General features: G+C 49.8%; 20 protein-coding genes and 2 CRISPR repeat arrays. Of the genes, 17 read left to right on the top strand and 3 right to left on the bottom strand.

Features of this window, described 5'->3' with window-relative positions; genetic code table 11:
• Nucleotides 1–27 precede the first annotated feature (27 nt).
• From cas2 to THEAE_RS0112760, 7 genes are all read left to right on the top strand, one after another.
• Nucleotides 28–306, top strand: a complete 279-nt coding sequence (gene cas2 / locus THEAE_RS0112795) for a CRISPR-associated endonuclease Cas2 (RefSeq protein WP_028987752.1) — start codon at nucleotides 28–30, stop codon at nucleotides 304–306.
• Entirely contained in the window at nucleotides 306–956 is a 651-nt protein-coding gene (gene cas4, locus THEAE_RS0112790; protein WP_028987751.1) for a CRISPR-associated protein Cas4, read from the top strand. The genes cas2 and cas4 overlap by 1 nt, the downstream gene beginning before the upstream one ends.
• A 214-nt stretch (nucleotides 957–1,170) precedes the next feature.
• Nucleotides 1,171–2,802: direct repeats of the CRISPR family, unit length 37 nt; unit sequence GTTCCAAGCACCAAGACCCGATCAAGGGGATTGAAAC.
• 105 nt (nucleotides 2,803–2,907) lie between these two features.
• A CRISPR array of direct repeats spans nucleotides 2,908–3,244; the repeat unit is 37 nt; unit sequence GTTCCAAGCACCAAGACCCGATCAAGGGGATTGAAAC.
• A 114-nt stretch (nucleotides 3,245–3,358) separates the two neighbouring features.
• Nucleotides 3,359–4,282: a hypothetical protein gene (locus THEAE_RS0112785; RefSeq protein ID WP_028987750.1), complete on the top strand. Its 924-nt coding sequence runs from the start codon at nucleotides 3,359–3,361 to the stop codon at nucleotides 4,280–4,282.
• A gap of 331 nt (nucleotides 4,283–4,613) precedes the next feature.
• Nucleotides 4,614–6,896, top strand: coding sequence for a septation ring formation regulator EzrA (locus THEAE_RS0112775; RefSeq protein ID WP_028987749.1), 2,283 nt, complete (start codon nucleotides 4,614–4,616; stop codon nucleotides 6,894–6,896).
• Between the two features lie 171 nt (nucleotides 6,897–7,067).
• Nucleotides 7,068–8,231 carry an alanine racemase gene (alr, locus tag THEAE_RS0112770; RefSeq protein ID WP_028987748.1) on the top strand — a complete coding sequence of 388 codons (1,164 nt, stop codon included), beginning with the start codon at nucleotides 7,068–7,070 and terminating at the stop codon, nucleotides 8,229–8,231.
• Nucleotides 8,194–9,501 (top strand): lipid II:glycine glycyltransferase FemX, encoded by a 1,308-nt coding sequence (locus THEAE_RS0112765; RefSeq protein WP_028987747.1) that lies wholly within the window; start codon nucleotides 8,194–8,196, stop codon nucleotides 9,499–9,501. The genes alr and THEAE_RS0112765 overlap by 38 nt, the downstream gene beginning before the upstream one ends.
• Nucleotides 9,502–9,516: 15 nt before the next feature.
• Nucleotides 9,517–10,836 carry a BaiN/RdsA family NAD(P)/FAD-dependent oxidoreductase gene (locus THEAE_RS0112760; RefSeq protein WP_281169576.1) on the top strand — a complete coding sequence of 440 codons (1,320 nt, stop codon included), beginning with the start codon at nucleotides 9,517–9,519 and terminating at the stop codon, nucleotides 10,834–10,836.
• On the opposite strand, the gene THEAE_RS20930 is transcribed toward THEAE_RS0112760, so the two are convergent.
• Nucleotides 10,833–11,339, bottom strand: coding sequence for an NUDIX domain-containing protein (locus tag THEAE_RS20930; RefSeq protein WP_084213546.1), 507 nt, complete (start codon nucleotides 11,337–11,339; stop codon nucleotides 10,833–10,835). The genes THEAE_RS0112760 and THEAE_RS20930 overlap by 4 nt on opposite strands.
• Before the next feature lie 222 nt (nucleotides 11,340–11,561).
• Nucleotides 11,562–12,518 carry an NAD(P)/FAD-dependent oxidoreductase gene (locus THEAE_RS0112750; RefSeq protein ID WP_028987745.1) on the bottom strand — a complete coding sequence of 319 codons (957 nt, stop codon included), beginning with the start codon at nucleotides 12,516–12,518 and terminating at the stop codon, nucleotides 11,562–11,564.
• Between the two features lie 130 nt (nucleotides 12,519–12,648).
• Between THEAE_RS0112750 and THEAE_RS22150 the strand changes: the two genes are divergently transcribed.
• The 4 genes from THEAE_RS22150 (at nucleotide 12,649) to THEAE_RS0112725 (ending at nucleotide 18,307) form a co-directional block, all read left to right on the top strand.
• Nucleotides 12,649–14,328 carry an S-layer homology domain-containing protein gene (locus THEAE_RS22150; RefSeq protein WP_169729990.1) on the top strand — a complete coding sequence of 560 codons (1,680 nt, stop codon included), beginning with the start codon at nucleotides 12,649–12,651 and terminating at the stop codon, nucleotides 14,326–14,328.
• A 206-nt stretch (nucleotides 14,329–14,534) separates the two neighbouring features.
• Nucleotides 14,535–15,770, top strand: a complete 1,236-nt coding sequence (locus tag THEAE_RS0112735; RefSeq protein ID WP_028987744.1) for an MFS transporter — start codon at nucleotides 14,535–14,537, stop codon at nucleotides 15,768–15,770.
• 120 nt (nucleotides 15,771–15,890) lie between these two features.
• Complete coding sequence (locus THEAE_RS0112730) at nucleotides 15,891–17,603, top strand: coiled-coil domain-containing protein (RefSeq protein ID WP_028987743.1); 1,713 nt, start codon at nucleotides 15,891–15,893, stop codon at nucleotides 17,601–17,603.
• Between the two features lie 20 nt (nucleotides 17,604–17,623).
• Complete coding sequence (locus THEAE_RS0112725) at nucleotides 17,624–18,307, top strand: OmpA/MotB family protein (protein ID WP_005581945.1); 684 nt, start codon at nucleotides 17,624–17,626, stop codon at nucleotides 18,305–18,307.
• Nucleotides 18,308–18,316: 9 nt separating this feature from the next.
• On the opposite strand, the gene THEAE_RS0112720 is transcribed toward THEAE_RS0112725, so the two are convergent.
• On the bottom strand, nucleotides 18,317–19,144 hold the full coding sequence (locus tag THEAE_RS0112720; RefSeq protein ID WP_028987742.1) for a Cof-type HAD-IIB family hydrolase: 828 nt from the start codon (nucleotides 19,142–19,144) through the stop codon (nucleotides 18,317–18,319).
• A gap of 316 nt (nucleotides 19,145–19,460) precedes the next feature.
• On the opposite strand from THEAE_RS0112720, the gene THEAE_RS0112710 reads away from it, so the two are divergent.
• The 6 genes from THEAE_RS0112710 to THEAE_RS0112680 all read left to right on the top strand — a co-directional run bounded on the left by THEAE_RS0112710 (nucleotide 19,461) and on the right by THEAE_RS0112680 (nucleotide 24,286).
• On the top strand, nucleotides 19,461–20,063 hold the full coding sequence (locus THEAE_RS0112710; RefSeq protein ID WP_005581943.1) for a phosphate propanoyltransferase: 603 nt from the start codon (nucleotides 19,461–19,463) through the stop codon (nucleotides 20,061–20,063).
• Nucleotides 20,064–20,370: 307 nt separating this feature from the next.
• Nucleotides 20,371–21,192 (top strand): electron transfer flavoprotein subunit beta/FixA family protein, encoded by an 822-nt coding sequence (locus THEAE_RS0112700; protein ID WP_005581942.1) that lies wholly within the window; start codon nucleotides 20,371–20,373, stop codon nucleotides 21,190–21,192.
• Between the two features lie 27 nt (nucleotides 21,193–21,219).
• A complete protein-coding gene (locus THEAE_RS0112695) occupies nucleotides 21,220–22,290 on the top strand; it encodes an electron transfer flavoprotein subunit alpha/FixB family protein (RefSeq protein ID WP_084213654.1) in 1,071 nt (356 codons plus the stop codon).
• The gene (locus THEAE_RS0112690) at nucleotides 22,283–23,578 is read left to right on the top strand and encodes an FAD-dependent oxidoreductase (RefSeq protein WP_028987739.1); all 1,296 of its coding nucleotides are present in this window, start codon (nucleotides 22,283–22,285) and stop codon (nucleotides 23,576–23,578) included. Before THEAE_RS0112695 ends, THEAE_RS0112690 begins: the two co-directional genes overlap by 8 nt.
• Nucleotides 23,575–23,865 (top strand): ferredoxin family protein, encoded by a 291-nt coding sequence (locus THEAE_RS0112685; protein WP_028987738.1) that lies wholly within the window; start codon nucleotides 23,575–23,577, stop codon nucleotides 23,863–23,865. Before THEAE_RS0112690 ends, THEAE_RS0112685 begins: the two co-directional genes overlap by 4 nt.
• 187 nt (nucleotides 23,866–24,052) lie before the next feature.
• Complete coding sequence (locus THEAE_RS0112680) at nucleotides 24,053–24,286, top strand: DUF1540 domain-containing protein (RefSeq protein ID WP_342665758.1); 234 nt, start codon at nucleotides 24,053–24,055, stop codon at nucleotides 24,284–24,286.

Below are 24,286 nucleotides of genomic sequence, written 5' to 3'. Positions count from 1 at the left end.
TAAATGTTTTGAAGGGGAGGAAATCTTTTGAATCGACTCTTGATTTATGATATTAGCGAAGATCGGATACGCACCAAAGTCGCAAGCATCTGTAAAGATTACGGGTTGGTGAGGGTACAGTATAGCGCTTTTTTCGGCGATTTAAACAGGAATCATCTGGAAGAGCTGCAGAAAAAGTTGAAAAGGTTATTGAAGGACAGAGAACGATGGAGCGTCATTATTTTTACTTTAAGTGATGATGATGTGAAGAAGACCATTAAGATGGAGAGTTTCTATGAAGTTAAGGAGCTGGAGGAGACGTTTTAGTGTTTGAGGTAAATATGACCGATTTAAAACAGTTTATTTTCTGTCCACGTTACATTTATTTTACATATGTTCAACCCGTCAAAAAAGTACCCACCTTTAAAATGGAAGATGCCCGTGAAACTCATCTGGAGAATGTAAAAAAGGAGAGGCGGAGAGGATTACGAAGGTATCGGCTCGTGGAGGGGGAACGTTTCTACGGATATTCGGTGTTCGCAGAAAGCCTCAATCTCCGTGGTAAAATCGATATTCTGATCGACACCCATGCGGAAGAAGGGCAACGCTTTTATCCGGTCGAAGTAAAAGACACCTTACGAGGTGTTAGAAATAACATAAAGTATCAGCTGGTTGGGTATGCCTTGGCTTTGGAAGAGATGACGGGAACTCATGTGGAAAAGGGATTTATTTATCTGATTCCTGAGGAAAAGGCGGTCCTTATTGAGATTACCCCCAAATCAAAAGAGTATGTGCGAAAGGCGATTCGGATGATCCGTCGAATTGCGGAAGGGGAAATATTTCCAAATCCGCGATCTGTGAAGAGATGTTGGACCTGTGAGCTTCGCCGTTATTGTAATGATTTAGATATCCCAAGCCGGGTGGAGCAGAAAGAAAGGGAGAGAGTGTGGATCGAAGAAATATTTGGAAACCGGTGAAAGCATGATTCTACTCTAAAAGGCCTGGATGTACGAATTGAAAGAGGAAATCTTGACAAGTTCCAGGAAAGAGATGGTATAATCAAAATGTTTTCGTGGCTGACTTGCCAATTTGAGCAAAACATCGATCTTCGAAAAAAAACGGCTGAGTGTCTACATGTGAGTGTTCTGGAACCGGCACGAATACTCATATTTTAAGTGAAAAAGAAACGCGGTTCCAAGCACCAAGACCCGATCAAGGGGATTGAAACCCTTCCCCGGCTTGATCTGCTGGAACCATATTCCGTTCCAAGCACCAAGACCCGATCAAGGGGATTGAAACATGGAAGAAACATGTTTATCACCTCAGTTGTATTAGTTCCAAGCACCAAGACCCGATCAAGGGGATTGAAACTCAACCATCTCTAGGTATTCGCCGGGAGTCAGTCGCGTTCCAAGCACCAAGACCCGATCAAGGGGATTGAAACTAATTTTACCAATTATCGAAGGTGATTTCAACACGTTCCAAGCACCAAGACCCGATCAAGGGGATTGAAACAGTCGAAAACAACGGTAAAGTGATCCTACACATTTGGTTCCAAGCACCAAGACCCGATCAAGGGGATTGAAACTGGTTTAAGTCGTCGAAACAGAGAACTGTATGACGAAGTTCCAAGCACCAAGACCCGATCAAGGGGATTGAAACAACGCTATAAAACCTTCAGCAATCCCAAAAATCACGGTTCCAAGCACCAAGACCCGATCAAGGGGATTGAAACCACTGAATTTTACAATGCTGCTGCCGCGGGGCTGGTTCCAAGCACCAAGACCCGATCAAGGGGATTGAAACCCAATGAGGCGGCTCATTCTGAGCGGCTACAAACAGTTCCAAGCACCAAGACCCGATCAAGGGGATTGAAACAGGATATCATGAACGACGCACTTCAGGCGCAGAACGTTCCAAGCACCAAGACCCGATCAAGGGGATTGAAACTATAACATGAAGGAGGCACAATAAACAGTGAAGTAGTTCCAAGCACCAAGACCCGATCAAGGGGATTGAAACGTACCAATCCTTCCCGCTGTCTACCCCTTTTATTCCGTTCCAAGCACCAAGACCCGATCAAGGGGATTGAAACTAAAAAGATCGACTTTGGAAGCCTGGATACGGTAGCGTTCCAAGCACCAAGACCCGATCAAGGGGATTGAAACTTGCCGAAGCCGCGCTGGCGGTTGTGTACGCCGACCGTTCCAAGCACCAAGACCCGATCAAGGGGATTGAAACAAAATTGCTTTGGTGTTACCTCGTCGCCCCACCACGGTTCCAAGCACCAAGACCCGATCAAGGGGATTGAAACTCCAGCGTCATGGCTTTTACATGGATGATTTCATCCGTTCCAAGCACCAAGACCCGATCAAGGGGATTGAAACCATCACCGGCCGGCAGATGGCGCCGTGGTTTGGAAGTTCCAAGCACCAAGACCCGATCAAGGGGATTGAAACCACTTCCGCGCATCATTCGTACCGCGAGATCCGGACGTTCCAAGCACCAAGACCCGATCAAGGGGATTGAAACCGGAGCAGTACCTGGGCTATCTCCGAGGGAATGTGAGTTCCAAGCACCAAGACCCGATCAAGGGGATTGAAACAAAATATTCACCCCCTGCTTGATATTGGCAGGAACGTTCCAAGCACCAAGACCCGATCAAGGGGATTGAAACTCTCGCATTACGGTGATACTGCTGTTTCAGCTTATAGTTCCAAGCACCAAGACCCGATCAAGGGGATTGAAACTCTCGCATTACGGTGATACTGCTGTTTCAGCTTATAGTTCCAAGCACCAAGACCCGATCAAGGGGATTGAAACAATTTAACCCACGAAGAAAAGGTAAAAAAATTAAAGTTCCAAACACCAGACCCGATCAAGGGGATTGAAACTTCTTATCAAACGCAATCATCCCTCCCGCCTTCGAGTTCCAAACACCAAGACCCGATCAAGGGGATTGAAACCTCTCCCAATACGGGGGAACCGGGAGGGATCCGGAGGGGTTCCAAGCACCAAGACCCGATCAAGGGGATTGAAACCTGTTAATATCTCTCATCCAATAAACTGCATTAGGGTAGTTCCAAACACCAAGACCCGGTCAAGGGGATTGAAACCTCCAGGACCCGTGTAATCCATCCATGAACCATTAGTTCCAAACACCAAGACCCGATCAAGGGGATTGAAACACGCAGGCGGCGTCGATCCAGTGTTTCTTAGGATAATCCTGTTCCAAACACCAAGACCCGATCAAGGGGATTGAAACATTAAAATAAGTGGCGGCAAAAGAAAAATCAACATTATGTACAACCCGATCGCATATTTTTTCCTCCGCTGGTCAACCTAACTAAGAAGAGATGTGACCAGGGAGGATGTTGCAATGAGGGTAACATGTCGCTATGTGCCAAATGGAATCAGGTCGGTAAAAAGCCTCTCTTTTCTCCTTTGCGTCATGATCGTGCTTGGCGGTTGTGCGCCAAGGGTTCAGGGGGAGAATGCCGGGGATGCCGCGGTAGAATTAGACCGACTGCACCGGAAGGTGCTGGAGAACAGTTTCGCTTTTGACGGCTCCGCTTCACTGAGAAAAGAGAAGTTTTATGCGGACAATATTGCGATGGTAACGGGACTGGTACAGAAGAACCGGGATCTTTACATGAATATCGCCACGGCACCTGAGGCGAATGGGGCGATGGAGGATTATGATCTCTTCACCTCCGGGCGGAACCTTTACATGCGCTTTGCCGATGAGGTGGAATGGAAACCGGTGGCGAACCGCACCCCCTTTGTCGATGAAGAGATCGACCATTGGAATCCCCTCGCCCATTTTGATCGGATGAAGAGGCTGGCTCACCGCATCTACTATGACCGAAAAGGGCCCGGGGATCTATCCACCCTGGTGGTTGAGTTGGATTCACGACTGTTGGAACAAGATTTTCTCGATAATGTGCGAAACCGCCTTGCGTCGAAAGATCAAAGGGGCGGCACTTCCCGCTTAGAACGCCTCTCCACCGGCAATGCCGGCGATGACGGCGTTGCCCGTGAGTTGCAGTCTCTTAAGGAAGAGGCAAGCAAAGGTCTTCAGCAGATTGAAAATACCCTCAACATCGACGGAAAGTATATTCTTTCCTATAACAATAAGACGGGGCTTCCTACCCGCCTGGTTTACCGTCAGCAGATCAATTATACGGATCAAGGGGAACCCAATTATGAAACCTCCGAGTTGGACATGGTTCTCCGGGATTTTGGCACCGATGAAGAGATTCCGGATCGGATCGGGATCAAAGGCAGCGGCAGGAAAGAATAGGTTGAAGAGAGGCTACACCTAACGACGTTCCGAGACATTGAAATTGAAGGGAGATATCCCGTCTTAATGATGAACCAATGGCAGGAAAGAAATCGGTCAAGACCGTCTCATCGGGTCATATCGATTGGATCATGATGCGTCCAGATCATGATCCTTTTTATCGGGAAGAGGTTCGGCAATCCGGTCGAGGAAAAAGAGAGATCTAACGGAATCAAGAGGGTTTTCTGTCGTTTTCCCTCTTTTTTCGTGCTAAATTGTCTATCATTCTGCTATAATAGGGAGAGATAGAAAGAGACTGACGTACCTGAATAGGCGGGAGGGGTAAAAGCCTGTGAAGCTCCAATGCATAAACCGGAAAACAGAACATTTCTTCTTCTTTCTCATCCTATCTTACCTGATCGCCCTTGGGCTGTTTCTCTCTCCTTCCCAGGGGCAAGCGAAAGGGATAGAAGGGTGGAAAGGAGATTCCGTTCAGGATGAGACCGGGCTTACCTCCCCTGCGGAACTGGATCGGTTGCGGGAGGAGATCAAGTCTTTCCCGGTTCCGGTCAAAGTTTTAATCACGGCCGCCAAGGCGGATGCAGATCTTGTCCAAATGGGAAAAACCGTTTTTTCTACGAACGGTTTAAAAGAAAATGAGATGCTCATCCTTGCTTCCTCTGAAGGAACGGGAATCTCGGTCACTCCAGGTCCCGCCCTGGAAAAAGGGGGGCTTACCCCGGAAAAGATCAAGGAAAAGATTGACGGATATTACCTCCCACAGGCAAAACAAGGGGAAAAGATTTCTGGGATTATCTTTTTTCTCAGGGAGATAAAGAATGACATAAAGGTTCCGCCCCTCGACTCGCCTGCCGAAGCGGCCTCGACTACTCCCGGCAGTAAGGAGGAAGGGAAAGCAACCTCTTCGATTCAGTGGGGGACTCTCTCCTTCATGCTTTTCCTCCTCGCCGTCATCGCTCTTTTCATCTATGTTTATTTACAGTGGCGAAAGAGACTTATTGCGAGGTACCGGGTTCTCATTGAGCGGAAAGAGGCCTTGAAGAAAAGGCTTCAAGAACTAAAATTAACCCACCCCATCCGAACCCATGACGAGGGATCCCATCTTCGGAAGAACAGTATGCAAAAAATCTATGAGGATTATAAAGAACGTCTCATTCCTTCGGTGGAAGAGGAGCTGAAAGAGGCGGAAGCAAGGCTTTCCCGATATCGCCTTTTCTCCATCGGGGAGATCCTCCACTATGTGGATCATTCTTTACAGGATATGGGAGAAGTCTTGGATCAGTTTCAGCAAGCACAGGAGGGTTTGGTGAGAAAAGAGAAGGAGATTCCGCTGACGATCATGGAAGGGGAACGCCTCCTCTCTTCACTAAAAAAGTCGGTAAACGATCTTTCTTCCCGGTTCGGGGTCAATCTCTCTTCTCTGAAAGAATTGATTGCCTCCTTGGAGTTGAAACTGAAATCCTTTAAGGAAAGGTTGAAAAGAGAAGAGGAAAACTTTCCAAAAGGGGAGATGGAACGTTGTGTGACCGAGATGAGAGAACTAATCGAGCGCATCGAAAAGAGCGAAGCCTGGGTGGAAGAAATGGAGGAACTTTTGCCCAACCGGATCAAGGCGTTGGAGCAGGAATTAAAAGAACTACATTCCCAGGGCAGCGTGGGGCACCATGAACAACTGGTGGCCATCTTGAAAGAATCAAAAGAGATTTGGAATTCCCTCATCTCCCTCTGGGATGAAGGAGATTTGGCCACCCTGGAAGAAAGGATCCGGCAAGTGAAAATGCTCCTCAACGAGGGAGAGAAAATCATCACCTTGGAACAGGAGGCACGCTCTCAAATCGTCTTTCTTCTCCGGAAATTCGAAGAGAGGACGAATAAGATGGAGGAAGGTTTTCAAGAAGATCTCCATCTCTTAGAAAAATTGCGGCGAAAATATCAATTGGAAGGGGATCCGATCCTCGACGAAAAGGAAAATCTCCGAAAAGAATTGGATCTTCTGCAAAGGGAATATCAGGAGATTCTATCCTGCATGGAGAGGGAAGAGTATGCGGAAGCCTATGAACGAGCGAAATCCCTATACAATGAGGTTAAGAGGGTAGAGGAGCAGCTCTTCGCCTATCATCAGCGCGTTTCCCACCTTTCCCTGGAGGAAGAGGTATATTCCCAAGAGATTAAACGGTTGCGAAGTCGACTATTGCTCCTTAGGCAGCAACTGGATCGCTCCCTTTTGCCGGGAAAACAAGAAGAACTATATCGGCTTATTCAAGAAGGCCAAGAGATGATTTTGGGAACGGAGGTTTTATTCGACCAGCTCCCCATCCATCTCCATAAGATTGCCCATCGACTGGAGGAGACGAAGGAGATGGTGGCCGCCTCCGAAAAGATGATTCTCACCACCATTGAGCATGCGAAAGAGACGGAAGAGATCATCCGGAACTTAAATATTTACAGGTATCAGGATCCGCAGATCGGGCAGCTTCTGATGATGGCGGAGAACAGTTATCGGGACAATAACTTCACGGAAGCGGTGGAGCATGCGAGGAAGGCGAAGGAGCTATTGCATCAACGAATGGATCAAAAGAAAAGGGGCAGGGAGCCCATTCGGAACGAGCCATGATGGTCGGTGGACGGATCGACGGTATAAGAAGCGGGGATCATCAACACGTGGTGAAAAATGAAAAAAGATATCGAAGCAGATTTTGCCATTTGGTTTCCAAAGGGTATTGGGTTTGTTATACTCAAACAATGGTTAGACTAATTTTATCCATCAAAGAGGCGGGTCATTCGCGTGGAAGAAACGGAAAAATTAACGTTATGGCTTGAGGTCGATCTAAATGCCGTCGCTAAGAACCTATCTCGCATCAAAGCGGAGATGCCTGGGCAGAAGATTATGGCGGTGGTGAAGGCGAACGGGTATGGGCTAGGGATGGTTGAGTTGGCCCGTTTCCTGGAGCATCAGGTGTTCTATCTGGGAGTGAGCTCTATGGAGGAGGGCATCATGCTCCGGAAAGAGGGGATCCGGGCTCCCATTCTTATCTTAAGCCCCTATTTTGATCCCTTTTCCGTCATTCAATATAACCTCACCCCTACCGTCGATAAGAAAGAGGATCTCCTCTCCCTCCATGGGACGGCGGTCCTGCTGGGGAGAGGTATTTCTTATCATTTGAAGATCAATACGGGAATGAACCGCTTCGGCATCCGCCTGCAGGAGATTCCCTCTTGGATTCCCCTTATCCGGGAGAAAAGGGAGCTCACCCTGGAAGGGGTTTATTCTCATTTTGCCGTAACCTTAGCACAAAATGCGAGTTTTGCAGCACATCAGTTAAAGATCTTTCAAGAATCCCTCTCCACTTTTAAGAAGGAGGGACTCGAGATCCCCCTCGTACATATGGCCAATAGCGAGATGGCCATCGACTATCCGGAAGCCCGCTTCAATATGGTGCGAATCGGTAATGCCCTCTACGGACCGGTGGCGACCAAAAAAAGAATTGGACTCGCCAGGGTATATCAGTTAAAGGGGAGGGTCTTGGAGATCATCCAGGTTCCAAAGGGAGAATATGTGGGATATGGCGCTTCCTTCAGGGCGAACCAAAGGATGCGCCTTGCCGTATTACCCTATGGGACGAAGGATGGGTATGGATGGATTCGAAGCAGAGTCGAAGGGAATTGGAGGGAAAAAGTGAAAGGATTCCTTCGTCTCTTCTACCATGCCTTTTTTCCACCCCCCACTTTCTTTTATCAGGGACGCCCCTTAAAGGTTGTGGGAAAGCCCTTCATGAACTTTGTTTTGGTTGATGTGACCCGGGAAGAGGAGGTGAAGAGGGGGAGCATCCTCCTCATCAAGCCTTCCTCCATCTTAACGGTAAGTGAACAAGTCGAGCGATACTACATTGGGAAGAGGAAAGAGGAAGAGAATGAACTTTATCGAGAACGTGGAAAAGTCCAGGTTTAATCAATTTGTAGCATCCCATCCGAAAGGGCATGTCCTGCAATCCAGCGAATGGGGGGAATTTAAGAGCCTCCATGAATGGAAGATGCACAGGGTGGGCCTTGAGGAGAAGGGGGAATTAAAGGCGTGTGCCTTGCTTTTAAGCCGCAGCCTTCCTTTGGTAAAAAAGCCGATCCTCTATGCCCCGCGGGGGTTTGTGATCGATTTTTACGATCGCCCTTTGCTGGAAGCCTTTACCCGTGAGATCAAAAAGATGGCGAAGAAGATGGGGGCCGTTTTCGTGAAAATCGATCCCGACGTTAAGCGGATGGATCGGGATCCGGAGGGGAACGCCATTCCCGGCGGGGAGAATCATGAAGACTTGATTGGGACGATGGGGGAATTGGGGTACCGTCACAAAGGTTTCGCCCTTGATTTCGACGGAATCCAGCCCCGCTTCTGTTTTCGGTTGGATATCACCCCTCCGGAAGAGGAGATCTTTAAGCACTTTCATCCGAAAACCCGGTATAACATCCGGCTGGCGGAGAGAAAAGGGATTGAGATCATCGAAGGAAAACGGGAAGATCTGGTTCGCTTCACGGAGATCATGAAGGTGACCGGCGAACGGGATGGGTTTATCACCCGCCCCCTCCGTTATTTTCAGGAGATGTATGACACCCTTGTCCCGGGGGGGATGATGAAACTCTTCCTTGCCCGCTATAATTCGGATCAGGCGTTGACGGAGATGGAGGAGGAGAGAGAGCGCCTGTTGAAGGATAGAGGGAGATTGGAAAAGAAAAAAGAGCGACTCGACGAGGGGGAAGGTGAGAGAGAGATTTCGTCCCAGCTCCTTTCTTTGGAGGAGAAGTTAAAGGAGTTGGAAGAGAAAAAAAGAAACCTCCTCCAGGAACGGAACGCACATCCGGAAGGCATCATCGTCTCCGGGGCCATCCTCCTCATTTTTGGGGATAAGGCTTGGTATTTGTACGGGGCGAGCGATAACATCTATCGGAATTTGATGCCGAATGCCCTCATTCAATGGGAAATGATTCGCTGGTCGAAGAGAAACGGAGCCAAGCTTTATGATTTCCGAGGGATTTCGGGAGATCTGTCCCCGGAGAATCCTTTGTACGGATTATACCGGTTTAAGAAAGGGTTTGGAGGAGAATTTACCGAGTTCCTCGGTGAATTTGATCTGATCATCCACAAACCTCTCTATTATGCATGGGAGGTTCTGCTCCCCCGTTTCCGCAAAGCGAGAAGAAGCCTCAGGAAACTCTTAAAAAGAACGTAATGTGCGGAACGGAGGTTGGGCAGACGGAAAGGGCAAAGGAAGGGATTCCGGTTGTATGATGTGATCGTGGTGGGGGGAGGGAGCGCCGGCTTGATGGCAGCCGTTGGGGCGGTTACACAGGGTGCCAAAGTTCTCCTCTTGGAGAAAGGGGAAAAATTGGGAAGGAAGTTGATCATCTCTGGGGGCGGGCGATGCAACGTGACCAACGCAAAGGAGATCGACGCCCTTATCGCCAATATCCCAGGGAATGGACGTTTTATGTATTCCGCCTTTTCTACCTTCGGCAACCGGGAAATTATCCGTTTTTTTGAAGGATTAGGGGTTCTTTTGAAGGAGGAGGATCATGGGCGGATGTTTCCGGTGACGGACAGTGCCTTGACCGTGGCGAAGAGTCTCATCGCCTTCATCCGGGAGAGGGGAGTCACCTTGCGCACCAAAGCGCCGGTGGGGCAGGTGCTGGCGAAAGAGGGAGCGATTCAGGGAGTGCGGCTCCGCGATGGGGAAGTCATCCCGGGAAGAGCGGTCATCGTGGCGACCGGTGGGAAATCGGTTCCCCGTACAGGCTCTACCGGTGACGGATATGAGTGGGCCCGAGAGCTTGGACATACGATTACTCCTCTCTATCCCACCGAGGTGCCTTTGCGATCCGATGAGGAGTGGATCAGGAAAGGCATGCTCCAAGGACTCTCCCTCCGGGAGATTGAGATCTCCTTATATGTTCACAATGGGAAGAGGATAACGACCCAGGAGGGGGATCTCCTTTTCACCCATTTTGGACTCTCCGGCCCTGCCGCCCTCCGGCTGGGCCACTATGTTTCCCGCGCTTTGATGAAGGATCCTTCCGAGAGGCTCCTCGCCCGCATTGATCTTTTTCCCCGGTCAACGGGGGAGATTCTTTCCCGGGAAATATGGAAAAGGGTGAAAGATGATGGGAAAAAGACGGTGAAGAATTCATTAAAAGGGTTTTTACCGGAACGGATGATTCCCCTCTTTCTTCAGTATGCAGAGATTGAAGGGGAGAAGGTCGGAGCCCAACTTTCCAGGAAAGAGGTGGATACCCTTCTTTCCTTTCTTAAGGGTTGGCCCGTCCGCATCACCGGAACTCTCTCTCTGGAGGAGTCGTTTGTCACCGGAGGAGGGGTAAGCGTCAAAGAGATTGATCCGAAAACCTTTTCTTCCAAGCTGGTTCGGGGGTTATACTTTGCCGGTGAGATCATGGATGTGCACGGCCACACAGGGGGATATAATATCACCGTTGCTTTCTCCAGTGGGTACCTGGCCGGTCGGGCGGCCGCTTCCTATGCTTTGGAAAAGACTTTCTCGGAAGAAAACTAGGCATCTCCTTCTTCCAGGCAAGAGATTTCCGTCGGTGTGGGTGCGGTGATCCCCAAAACTTGGAGGAGACGAGGGTAGACCGCATCTTTCATGTATGGGCTGAAGCGCGGGTCTTCTTTCACATCGAGGGGAAGGGGATCGAACTGAATCGGTCCCAGGGAGTCCGTCATCCCTGGGAGAGGAAGAAGCTGCTCTACCGTCGCCACATAGATCGATTTGATCAGTTCCGGTCGGTATGCCGGAAGGATGTACTGTCCGATCAGATGAATTTCACGGAGGGATGCCCCTGCTTCTTCATACACTTCCCGGACTGCCGCGGCCATGGGGGTCTCCCCCTGTTCGATCTTTCCTCCGGGAAATTCGATGCCCCTTATCCGATGACGGATAAAAAGGAGATTTCCTTTATAATAGGGGAGGATGAGGACATGCCCCGGTTTTCTGAATTCGGAAGGGGTGAAGGTGAGGAAGAGGGGAGAACCTTGAAGGTCTTCATACCGTTCCATTCCATTCTATCCTTTCTCTTTTGGTTTCTTTTTTGCTCGGACATTTTCCGGTTTAAGTCCCACCTACGTAACGAACCGAACCGGCCCTATCGAAGGTTGGAGATTCCTGTGAACTTGCCGGCTGAAATCTAAACTTACATATAAAACCAATCAACCTTATGGCAGGTTGAACATTCCCGTCCATTTGCCGGCTGCAACTTCTACATACGCTACGACTCCAATCTACGTCGGTCTTTCCCTTTGCTCGATCTCCTTCTCCTGTTCCAGAATTTGTTTTGCTGCGCGCATTCCCTGTCCCACTGCGACCGCGATGCTGCAGAAGGGCGGCGGGGTAACCAGATCCCCGACGGCAAAGAGGCGGGGATGGCGGGTTGCCCCGTTTTCATCCACGTGTGGCGCCCCGTTCCCCTTCCGCAATGAAGGAGGGATTAACTCCACAACCGGTTCATTCCCAATGCGGATCAGAACGGCATCTACGGGGAGGAGTTGTTCATGGGCAGGAGAAGTACTGAGAAGGGCTCCCTCTACCTTTCCCTCTCCTAAAATCGCCTTAAGCCGCGTATTCGTATGGATTAAAACCTTTGACTCCCTCAATTTCCCCATCCATTCCGAACGGGCCCGAAAGTGCTCTCTTCGATGAACGAGATGAATCGCTTCCGCATAGGGAAGGAGGTTTAAAGCGGTTTCTACGGCCCGGTCTCCTCCGCCCACGATGAGAACTCGTTTTCCCCGGAGCGCTTCCCGATTCCGATGGGTGGAGTAGATCTCTCCCCTGGCAAACATCTCTTCTTCTCCGGGAATATGCAGGCGGCGCGGCCGGGTGCCGGTGGCAAGAATCACATAGTCCGCTTCGTATAGGCCCATCTCGGTTGTGATGCTTCCCCCTTTATCTCTCATTTCCAGGGAGGTCACTTTCTCCTCGTTATGAACGGGAATTTGCAGCAGGTGAAGATGTTCCTCCAAATGATGGAGGAACTCCTCCCCGTTTTTTCCCCATCGGCCCGGATAATCGATGAGGGGGCCATGGATTTGATGGAGGGCTCCTCCGATTCTCTCCTTTTCTTCGAAGAGGAGGGGCACCATTCCTAACCGTTTACACCAAATGGCGGAGGAGATTCCCGCAGGTCCTCCTCCGATGATGGCTACTGTTACCTTTTTGTTGTCCCTACTTCCGTTCATCTCTTTCCGATCCTTTTTTCTTTCTCCCCTCTATTCTATCACGTTTAAGATCTCAATTCCCCCCCCAAATCTCTCCTCCATCCGTATTCAATGATGGAGCCATAAATTCATGGATAAGGGAGATGAGAAGATGGTTTGGAAAAGAGTAGGAACCACAGTGCTCACTGTTTCTTTAGCGGTGGGCTTGTTGGCTCAACCCGTTTTCGCAGATTCGAATAAGGATGAGGATCATGGGGAGAAAGATGTGAAAGGAAAGGTTGGCTTTTCCCTAAAGCAGGGGGGTAAACTTACGGGGAAGAAATTCTTCTTTAAGGATGAGATGGAAGCGGAGTGGGCGATCAAGTCCATCATTAAGTTGGCTGGGCAAGGGATTTTCATCGGCAATGGGCAAGGTTACTTCATGCCGAACCGATCGATAACCCGGGCAGAGGCGGTTGTGGCCGCCGTCCGTTTGATGGGTAAAGAAGAGGAGGCAAAGAGCAAAGGGGATGTGATCCTCCAGTTCCGGGACGCCCGTTTGATCGACCAGAAATATGGCTGGGCGGAAGGCTACATAGCCGTTGCCTTGGAGTCGGGGCTTTTCGATGCCAACTTGGATCAGTTCCAGCCTGAAAAACCGGCGGCCCGGGAATGGGTGGCGACCCTGTTGGTCCGAGCATTAGGCTATGAAGATGAAGCCCTCGCCAAGATGAATACTTCCCTCCCCTTTAAGGATGCCCATAAGATTTCAGCCGGAGCGGTGGGCTATGTGGCGGTTGCGCTAGAAAAGGGGCTCGTAACCGGTTTCCCCAATGGAACCTTTCAACCCAACAAACCCGTTACCCGGGCGGAGATGGCCACACTTTTGGACCGGATGGACTGGCTCGACGAAGGGGTGATCTCTGGCGTGCAGGGGAATGTTTACTTGGTGGCTCCCGATGCCAACTCCTTCGTGGTAAAGAAGGCGAATGGCGATCTCGTCACGGTGAATCTGGATGAAGATGCTTATCTTTATCTGGACGGGCATTTGATTACCAACGGCGAGCTCAAAGCAGGATACTGGGTCACCGTCATTTACGATAAGGACGGCTCCGTCCTCTTAGTCGATCTTCGTTCGAACGGCTCTTCCGATGAGACGGGGGGAGAGGTCGATGTTAAGGGAAGCATCGATGAATTAACTCTGCCGACCGCGACCGCAGACGGGGTATTAAAACTTGACTTGGGAGCCGTCAATAAGACCTTCACCCTGACGAGGGAGACGGTGGTAAAGACAGATGGCCTTGCCCTTCATCTGACCGATCTTAAGCTTAACCAGAGGGCGGAGATTAAGGTAAAGGATCAGCTGGTGACGGAAATTAAGGTATATGGGGTCGTGGCCAAACAAAAAGGGATTGTCGCACAGACGAAAGCACCTGATTCCTCCCAAAGCGGCTCGATCCGTTTAAGCGTAGGTCAAGAGGTGTACAAAGCCTATGGCCTGGCTCACCAGTTTTCCGTTTTTGAAGGAGGAAAGGAGAAAAGCTTTACCGATGTGAAAGAAGGGGATACGGTGGAGATCACCACCTTTGACGGTTTGGTTAAGAGGATCGATCTTCTCTCTCACCCGCAGATCGTGTATAAGGGTGAGATTCAGAGCATGATCCTGGTGGGGACGAATGGGACGGGGAGCTTGACACTCCGACTGGAGAACGGTCAAAATCTGGTTTTAAAACTGGATCCCAAGGCGGAGGTTCGCATCAATGGAGCGGTGAAAGGAATTGGAGACCTGCGGATTGGAGAAGAAGTGACCCTCTATGTGGAGGGTGGTGTGGTGGTGAAGATTGTAGGATAGTCCGATCCCTTTTGGATCACGATTTGGGCCAAGCGGAGATGAGCTTGGCCTTTTTTGCTGCACATTTATTAATGAATTCCCCGATTTTTTTACAAAAAAGAGATCAAAAACTTACGATTTATTCATATTAGAATGATACAATAAAACAGAAAGTATGTTTTTTTATGTCTTTCTTTTATTATCCTGATTAACGAGGAGAAAAAGCGATGAGAGAGCGGCTTCAATTTGGGAAAATCTTTATACTGGGGACCGGCTTCATGGTCATTTCAATGGTCTGGGCCGCCTATAACTCGTATATGCCGATCTTCTTAGGGCGATATACCGACAGTAACACTTTTATCGGGTTTGTGATGGTGTGGGATAATGCAGCTAACCTTATTTTTCTCCCCATCATCGGGGCTTTGAGCGATCGTACGTATACCCGGTTGGGAAGGCGGATGCCTTATATCGTGATTGGGATGCCACTCGCAGGGCTCCTCTACATCCTTCTCCCTCATATGGCGACGCTGCCTACCATTTTTGGGCTATTGGCCATGGATTTGGTTTTTACCATCATCGTCGCCCTCTACCGTTCCCCCGTTGTCGCCCTCATGCCGGATATCGTGCCGGAAGCGAGGAGAAGCGAAGCGAACGGGATTATTAACTTTATGGGTGGTTTGGGGGCGCTTATTATGTTTTTTCTCGGATCCCAGCTCTACAACATGGAACCCTCTTCTCCTTTCCTCTTAGTCGGGATTCTCTCTCTCCTCATTCCTTTCCTTCTCTTCTTCACCATCCGGGAGCCTGTGGCCGCCTATAGGAAAGAGAAGGAGACCCGGAGGGGAGAGCCTCTATTTCGCTCTCTGGGCAGGTTAGTGTCGGCGAAAGAGAAAGTCCCCCTCTTCACCCTGCTGGCCATTTTCTTCATGATCGCAGGTTTTGGCGCCGTAGAAACCTTCTTTACCCGTTATGCCAAGCTTGTTTTAGGCATTCCTGAAGGGACATCCTCTTTTACCTTGGGATTTTATGCCCTCTCTTTTTTGATCTTTTCCCTTCCCGCAGGTTGGATCGGTGCGCGCATCGGCAAACGGAAGACGATGACAACCGGAGCACTTCTCCTGGGGCTTCTCATCCTTCTCTTTTCCTCTGTACATAATTTTACGTTGATCCAAATCCTCCTCCCCGTGGCGGGGATTCTAAACGCCCTTTTTACCATCAATTCCTATCCCATGGTGGTTAGCTTCACGAACGAGAGGCAGGTGGGAACCTACACCGGGTTCTATTATTTCTTTTCCTCCCTCGCAGCGATCCTCTCGCCTCCGCTGTTTGGTTGGGTTGTTGATCGAACCGGTTTTCCCTCCCTTTTCATCGTCTCCGGGATATCGATCTTATGGGCAGGTCTCATCATGATGAGGGTATCCGAAAGAAAGAATGCTTGCGTAGAACCCTCTACATCTATTTGATCGAAACGATTTAACCGATGATCATCATGAGAGGCGGATGCTTCTCTTTTTCGCAGGACAATCCATATTTTGTCTTCCTCCCACATATGTATTAGGAGGCTGAAGGAGGGATCGATCAAGATGTGGATGAGTCCTCTATTTTTTTCCTTTGCAGGAGGGACGTTCTTCCTCTTTCTGATGGGGTTAGTCGGGAATTGGCAGTTAAGCGGCCATCTGCAGGAGTTGCTCTCCTCCTTGCGAAATTTGGAGGGAAGAGAGAAGGAGTGGGAGAGCCGGCCCTATGGATCTACTCATCCTCTCCTTTTGGAGGTGATGGGGGAGTATAAACAACAGCGTCTTAAAGGGGTGGAAGAGATCAATACCCAGGCGCTGGTGGAACGGCACTACCACCGCTTAGCCATTCGAGTGTTGGGAATTTTTCCCGTTTTCGCAGGGGGATGGGAACGTTTCTTTTCCTTCCTTAACGGGGGGATGGTGATGTTGGGATTATTGGGAACCTTTATCGGGCTCACCTCTTCCATTTACAGCATGCAAACCATCTTATCCAATTTCACCTCTCAGAGCGGGACGCCCCTCGTCTCTCAAATCATCACTTCCATTAGCCATCCCTTTGAAGGAATGAGTTTCGCCTTTCTCACCAGTATCGTGGGCCTCGGCTCCTCCTTCCTCTTAACCGGTTTAAGCTCCGGCTGGCTGGGCGGAGGGATCGCTCCGAACCCACAAGCTCTTCGGGATCAATTTCTCAGCGAGTGCGAGAATTTTCTCGATAATCATTACCGCTCCTATGTAGACAGCCTAAAGCCAAAGGGAAGCTTCGAAGGGTTGATGGACCGCTTCGTCGACCGGATAAAGGAGAGTTTCTCCCAGTCGATTTCCCGCTTTGGAGAGAGCATTATCGAGATGACCGGCAAAGTGGCTGAAAATGTGGAAGAGGTTAACCGATTGATCGCCCAAGAAGGGAAAATCATATCCTCCTTTGAAAATGGGGCGGAGGGACTTCTTCGTTTCGGTGAAGAGATGGAGAGGACGGTTCAGGCTCTGGTCACCAATCACCTGGACCTCTCCTCACAGATGAACCGTATCTCCCAAGTAGTAGAAGCCTTGCGCCGCGCCATCGGAGAAGTGGGAGAGAAGAACAGGGAGAGCTACTCTTCGTTGGAAAACTGGATTCAAATCATGATGAAGGATGGGGAAAAAAAACAGGAGGAATGGGATGGATTAAAAAGGGAGTTTCAAGCCATCCGGGAAGAGGATCGGCGGCGTCTGCAGGGAATCCATGAAGGAATCATCCGGCAGGTCGATCAGGTCTTTGAAAAACAGAGACAGGCGGCCCAGCAAGAGATGCGAGGGTTGGTCCAGGGAATGGAGCAGATCTTCGGTGAACTGGGTCGCATTTTAAGGCAACAGCAGGAGGTGGGACAGAAGAATCTGGAGAGCCACCGTTATCTCATCGAACGCCTCCCTGCCCTGCCCAGAACTGCGGAGGAGTTTACCCGCAGCATAGAAAATCTGGACCGCAGCTTCCAAGACTTCTTGGAACGATTCCGCCGAGAGGCGATGACCACTCTCACCCGGGAACATTTCAGGGAGAGGGAGTCGGCCGTGCGGGACGACCTGAAGGGTGTGCGGGAGATGACCCGGGAGATGGAGTCGGTACGGGTCCTTCTGGAAAGGGAGTTTTACCAGTCCCATCGCTTTGCCCATGAAATACGACAATTGGTGGAGGCCATCTATGAGACGGGACGCAACACCCTGCGCAGGTCGGAGACGCGGGTGATCGAAGGCAGGGGAATGCCTGTCCGGGGCGAGCGGGAGTTTTATGAGGAAAGATAGAGGGATGAGGGAGAGAGCAGATGAGGAGAATGCGAGGGAATTTCGCAACGGAGGAGACCGGCTACTGGCCTTCCTTCACCGACATGATGACCGCCTTTTTTTTGGTGATGCTCTTTTTGACGGTGATCGCCTTCATCCAAAGCATCTATGATGCCTATGAGAATTTGAGAATCACAAAAGAGATTGGGAAGGTGAGCCAAGTAAAAGAGGAGATCACCGACCTCCTTCAACTGGAATTGGAGAAGATGGTAGGGAAAGATCAGGTAAGCCGAGGACCGAACAACAGCATCGCCATAGAAGGGAATATTCTCTTTCCATCTGCCAGCGCTGAATTGAGCGAATCGGGGAAGAGGGTGGCTCATAAGATCTCGGTTGCCTTGCAGAAGGTGCTGGAAAAGGAGGAGTATCGCCGATATATCTATATGATCTTGATAGAGGGGCATACCGATAAGATTCCTTATGATAACTGGAGCCTATCCACCGAACGGGCGGTGGCGGTGGTGAAAGAGATGCTCTCTTCCAATCCCACTTTGGGAAGGTCTCAGTTCGCCAAGTATCTGGCGGCCACAGGATATTCGGAGTTTCACCCTGTGGTGGAAGGGGATTCCCCGGAGGACTTGCGGAAGAATCGTCGCATCTCTTTCCAAATCATCTTGGATGAGAAGGTCTGGAAAGGGGATTTGGATCTCTTATTGAAAAAATAGAAAGGATTCTTAAGCGTATTTTGTCTCCACGAGCAGATCGGCAAAAATCTCCTCCAGCATCACGGCGACGCCTTCCCGGTCGTTGGAGGGGGCGATCAGATCCGCTCTTGCCTTTGCTTCCTCGCTGCCGTTTTCCATGGCGATGGACAGACCCGCCTCTTCCAGCATCTCCAGATCATTCCACTCATCCCCGAACGCAACCACCTGATGGAGAGGGATCCTGTAGAGATCGGCCACTTTTTTCATGGCACTTCCCTTATTCACATATTCCCGCATCCCCTCCAACCAGTGCCAGGAGGTTTTAATCATCTTGATTTTCCCCGCTAACCTCTCATTCAACCAATCATGGATCTCATCCTTCTTTTCTCTGGGGAGGATGAGGAGATTGGTTACCGATTCCGGCACTTTTTCCGAATGGAACTCGATGGGGAGGGTGTGGCGGTAATGGACGAAGGTTTCCTCGATTTCTTGATCATATTTTTTTACATAATATTCTCCAATTCCTTCGAGGAGAATGTTCTCAATCTCAGTACGCTTCTTCAACGTATCAAGGATTTCGGTTAACAGCTCGTTTCCAAATTCCTCATACTCCCAAACGTTGCCGCGGACTCCTTTATAGATGATCGATCCGTTTAACGCGATGACCGGCGACCGGAGGGAAATGTGTCGGAAGAGATCCCGGATGGAGTATATCGCCCTGCCGGTGGCGATCACCACCGGTATTCCATGCGCGTCCAAGTGTTCCAAGATCTTCTGAGTCCTGGCGGTGATTCTTTTGTCATCCGTCAGGGTTGTTCCGTCTAAATCGATGAGAACCATCTTATAGCCTTGGGACAAGCTCTCTCCTCCTATCTATGTCTACTGTCTAGTTTACCATATTTTATGTGGGAAAAGATAGGAGTATCCCGCCGACAAGTCTTTTTAGGCGGACACGAGTCTAAAAAAAATCTCCCCCATGGGGAGAAAAAATCGGAAGTCTACGGTTCCGGGTAGATGGGTGAACAAAGATTGGTCTACATTCTATCCTATTCAAGGCCGGGGAAAAGGTGAATGTCCCTCCTCCATACGAACCGGAAGAAGAGAGAAGTTCATCCCTCTTCCCAATGTAAGATCACAGGATGGGTTGTCGGATTCCATTCGGAGGAGTAAAATAATGGGGAAAAAGAACGTGGAGGGAACATACATGGAACTAAAAATACCGGTTGGAGTATCGAACCGTCATATCCACTTATCCCCTGAGCACCTGGCCTATCTCTTTGGGGAAGGTTTTCAGCTCACGGTGATGAAGGCGTTGTCGCAGCCGGGACAATTTGCCGCCAATGAAACGGTGATCGTTCGTGGACCAAAAGGAGAACAAAAGATGCGCATCTTGGGTCCCGTCCGGGGAGCAAGCCAAGTGGAGATCTCCATCACCGATTCATTCATTCTGGGAGTCCCGGCTGTCATTCGCATGTCGGGAGATATAGAGGGGACTCCCGGTATTACGGTGATCGGACCGAAAGGGGAATTGCAGCTGGAAAAAGGGGTGATCGTGGCAAAACGGCATGTCCACTTCTCCCCCCAGGACGCGGAAAGATTTGGAGTGAAAGATAAGGAAAAGATCCGCCTTCGCACCACCGGAGAGCGCAGCCTCATCTTTGACGAAGTGATTGCCAGGGTCTCTCCTTCGTATGCGCTTGATTTCCATGTAGATATAGACGAGGCAAACGCGGCGGGGTTGAAAAACGGAGACGTTGTAGAGCTCGTAAGAGAGTAATCACCCTAAATGTAGGGTACGATCATGGGGAGATCTCCATGGTACCGGACTTGGTTTGAAGTGAACGAATCGAAGATTGGATCGTCAAGATATCTTGCACCGGGGGTCTTTCTCCGGCGCTTTTTATTATGGGCATTCATAATCGATGGGAGCGATGGAAAATTTTCTTTGTGAAATTTATCGCAAATGGGGGTGAAATTCTTCCTGTTAGCTGGTATAATGAAGTAAGAGAGATTTTTCCCAATATTATTAAGAATAATATCATTTCAAACGTGGAAATAGTGTAAAGAGAAAGGGGAGTGGAAACATGCACATTCTGGTCTGTGTCAAGCAGGTACCGGATACAAAAAATGCGAAGCTTGACCCGGTAACGCATACATTGGACCGTCGCAGCACCACTGCGATTACCAACCCGGATGACACCCATGCGGTGGAGGAAGCCGTGCGCCTGAAGAAGAGGTATGGGGGGACGGTAAGCGTTTTAACGATGGGTCCCCCTCAGGCGGTTGCTACCATGCGCCATTGTGTCCAATTGGGGGCCGATCGGGGATTTATGATTTCGGACAGAGCCTTTGCCGGCGCCGATACGCTGGCTACTTCCTACGCCTTATCCCAAGCGATCGAGAAGATCGCCAGGGAATATGAACCCATCGATCTGGTGATTACAGGGAAGATGACCATCGACGGCGACACAGGACAAGTCGGACCGGGGATTGCCCGCAGGCTTGATATTCCGCCGCTTACAGGCATCCTGAAAGTGGAAGAAATCGATGTGGAGAAGAAAAAGATTCGTGTTCATCGTAAAATAGAAGGAGGATATGAGATTTTAGAATCCACCCTACCTGCGCTTATCACCGTCGATAAATCGATTAACAAGGTGTCACGGGCTTCTTTACCCAACATGATTAGGGCGGCTCGGTATCAGCCGGTCATCTGGTCCGTTAACGACCTGGAGGGAATTGATCGTAATCAGCTTGGACTTAAAGGTTCCCCCACGGTCGTGGGAAGAATCTTTCCGCCGCCTAAGCCAACCGGTGGAAAGAAACTGGAAGGACCTGTGGAGAATCAAGTGAAAGAATTAACGGAGATTCTATTGCAACGTCCCGAATGGATTAAAAAACGGGCCTAGGAGAGGGAGGGAGAAGAAATGGATGCGATGGAAGAGAAGAAACGCCAGCGGGAATTAGAGAAACAGAGAATACAAGAGTTGTTGGCACAGTATCGGGGGGTCTGGGTTTTCATAGAGGCGAAGGGGAGTAAGGTAGAGCCCGTCTCCCTGGAGCTTCTCGGGGCAGGACGAACTTTAGCCGATAAGCTGGGAGTGGAATTAGCCGGTATACTGATTGGAGATCAAGTGGAGGGACTCGCCCCTACCCTATTTGCCTATGGGGCAGATCTCGTCTATGTGGTAGACGCGCCGATCTATCATCATTACAGGACAGAACCTTTTATGAAAGCGTTTCTCCATGTGGCGGAGAAATATAAACCGGAAATTGTCCTCTTTGGAGCTACCACGAATGGCAAGGACCTCGCCAGTGCAGTGGCCACCGATCTTAAGACCGGTCTTACCGCCGACACCACCATCCTCGATATCAATGTGGAGGAGCGCCTTTTGGAAGCAAGCCGTCCGGCGTTTGGCGGAAACATCATGGCCACGATTCTGTGCAAGACAAACCGTCCCCAGATGGCAACCGTTCGTCCGAAAGTGATGAAGGCGTTAGAGCCCGATTATTCCCGCCAGGGACGGATCATTCGGGAAGAGGTGGATGTGAAAGAAGAGGAGATTCATACCAAGATCATCGATATCATCCTTGAATCGAATAAGAAGGCGAATCTGGAAGAAGCGGATATCATCGTGGCCGGAGGAAAAGGATTGGGTGATGAAAAAGGGTTCCAATTGGTGCACCAACTCGCGGAAGTTCTGGGAGCCGGTGTGGGGGCCACGCGGGATGTGGTGGAAGCAGGTTGGATATCCCATCCCCATCAAATTGGACAGACGGGGATTACGGTAACCCCTAAAATTTATATCGCCATCGGCATCTCCGGTGCGGTTCAACATATCGTGGGGATGCAAAACTCGGGAATGATTATTGCAATTAATAAAGATCCCAACGCGCCGATCTTTGATGTGGCCACCTATGGAATCGTGGGAGATGCTTTCGAAATCGTCCCGAAACTGATTGAGGAACTTAAAACTAGATTATACGGGGTGGTTCAACATGCCTGAAAAATTTGATGCGATTGTGGTCGGTGCGGGGCCGGCTGGAACCTCGGCGGCGTATGAGATGGCAAAAGCGGGATTAAACGTCATTTTGATTGAGAGAGGCGAATACCCCGGGGCGAAGAACGTGATGGGAGGCATCCTCTATCGGAAACAGATGGAAGAGATCATCCCTGAATTTTGGAAGGAAGCTCCCCTGGAGCGGCCCATCGTGGAGCAACGTTTCATGATCATGGATAAGGAATCGGCCGTCACCGTGGGATATAAAGGGTTGGAATTTGCCCAGGAGCCGTATAACTGCTTCTCCGTCTTCCGGGCGAAGTTTGATCAATGGTATGCCAATAAAGCGGTGGAACAGGGAGCTCTTCTCATTACGGAAACCGTGGTCACGGAAGTTCTCGTTGAGGATAACCGGGTCATAGGGGTAAGGACGGATCGCCCGGAGGGAGAGGTTTATGCCGACGTGGTGATTCTGGCCGACGGGGTCAATTCTCTCCTCGCCAAACAGCTTGGTTTTCATAAAGAGTTTCGCCCCGATGAGGTAGCCCTTGCCGTGATGGAGGTGATCAACCTCCCTGCGGAGAAGATAGAGGAACGTTTTAACGTGGAAAAGAACCAAGGGGTAACCTACGAAATCTTTGGCGATGCTACCCACGGCATTCTGGGAACCGCCTTTCTCTACACCAATAAAGAGAGTGTTAGTCTGGGGGTAGGGACGCTTCTGTCCGGACTTATTCGGGAGAAGCTTCGTCCTTACGACCTTCTTGACCGTCTGAAAAAACATCCCATGATTCGCCCTCTCATCAAAGATGGAGAACCGCAGGAATATCTGGCTCACCTGATCCCGGAGGGGGGATATCATTCGATTCCAAAGATTGTAGGCAATGGGGTGCTAGTTGTAGGGGATGCCGCCCAATTTGTAAATGGAATTCATAGGGAAGGTTCCAATATGGCGATGACCTCGGGACGTCTGGCCGCCGAAACCGTGATCCTGGCGAAACAGGCGGGAGACTTCTCCGAGAATATGCTGGACACCTACCGGAAGAAAGTAATGGAGAGCTTCATCGGCCAAGACTTAAAGAAATATAAAGATGCTGCCCATACCTTTGAGAAGTATCCCCAATACTTTAAGGAATATCTCCCGGGAATTAATAAAGCCATGAGCCAGTTCTTTACCGTGGATGGCGTTCCGAAACGGGAAAAACAGAAGAAGATGATCTCTGCGGTCTTGGGGAAAAAGAGCATGCTTGCTGCGGCTAGCGATTTGTATAGGGCTTGGAGGGTGATGAAATGAGCAAGCTGGATACCACCTTGGAGGAAAAGCAATATCTGACCCGCTTTAAGGCGTCGGACAAGAGCCACCTTACCGTCCTCGATCCGGAGATCTGCGCGACCAAATGTCCGGATAAACTTTGCACCATTTTCTGTCCGGCTGAAGTATATAAATGGGAAGGGACACGGATGCACGTCGGGTATGAAGGATGTCATGAGTGCGGAAGTTGCCGGATTGGTTGCCCTTATCAGAACATTAAATGGGAATACCCTGAAGGCGGGTATGGGATCGTCTTTCGTCTAGCGTGAAGTACCAGGAGTAAAGTTTGCTGTTTGGAGCTATTCTAGAAGATGGGCTGACCGAATAGGTCAGAACCATCTTTTTCTTTTTCTCACCTTTCTCCGGTTTAAAACTCACCCCTTACCGGATGGAGGATTTCTCAGAATTTAACAGGGATAGGTGGAGAAGATTAACTCATCTTAAGAATAAGGAGGGATGGAAATGCCTGACGTCAAATGTAGTGTCTCCAATTGCACCTACTGGTCGGCAGGGAACAACTGCACTGCGGACATCATCATGGTGGAGATTGACCGACATGCTAAAAAGAAATTTGATGCTGAAATCGGGGACATTGGGTATGATTCGCAACATCACGACCTATGCCGGACGTCTTCCGATACGTGTTGCCATACCTTTAAACCAAAATCCGCTGTAAATCTAGGAAAGTGA

It is taken from the genome of Thermicanus aegyptius DSM 12793 (assembly GCF_000510645.1).
GTDB classification, from domain to species: Bacteria; Bacillota; Bacilli; order Thermicanales; family Thermicanaceae; genus Thermicanus; species Thermicanus aegyptius.
The sequence above is the reverse complement of the archived record's forward strand: the minus strand, read 5'-3'. Positions and strand labels throughout refer to the sequence as shown.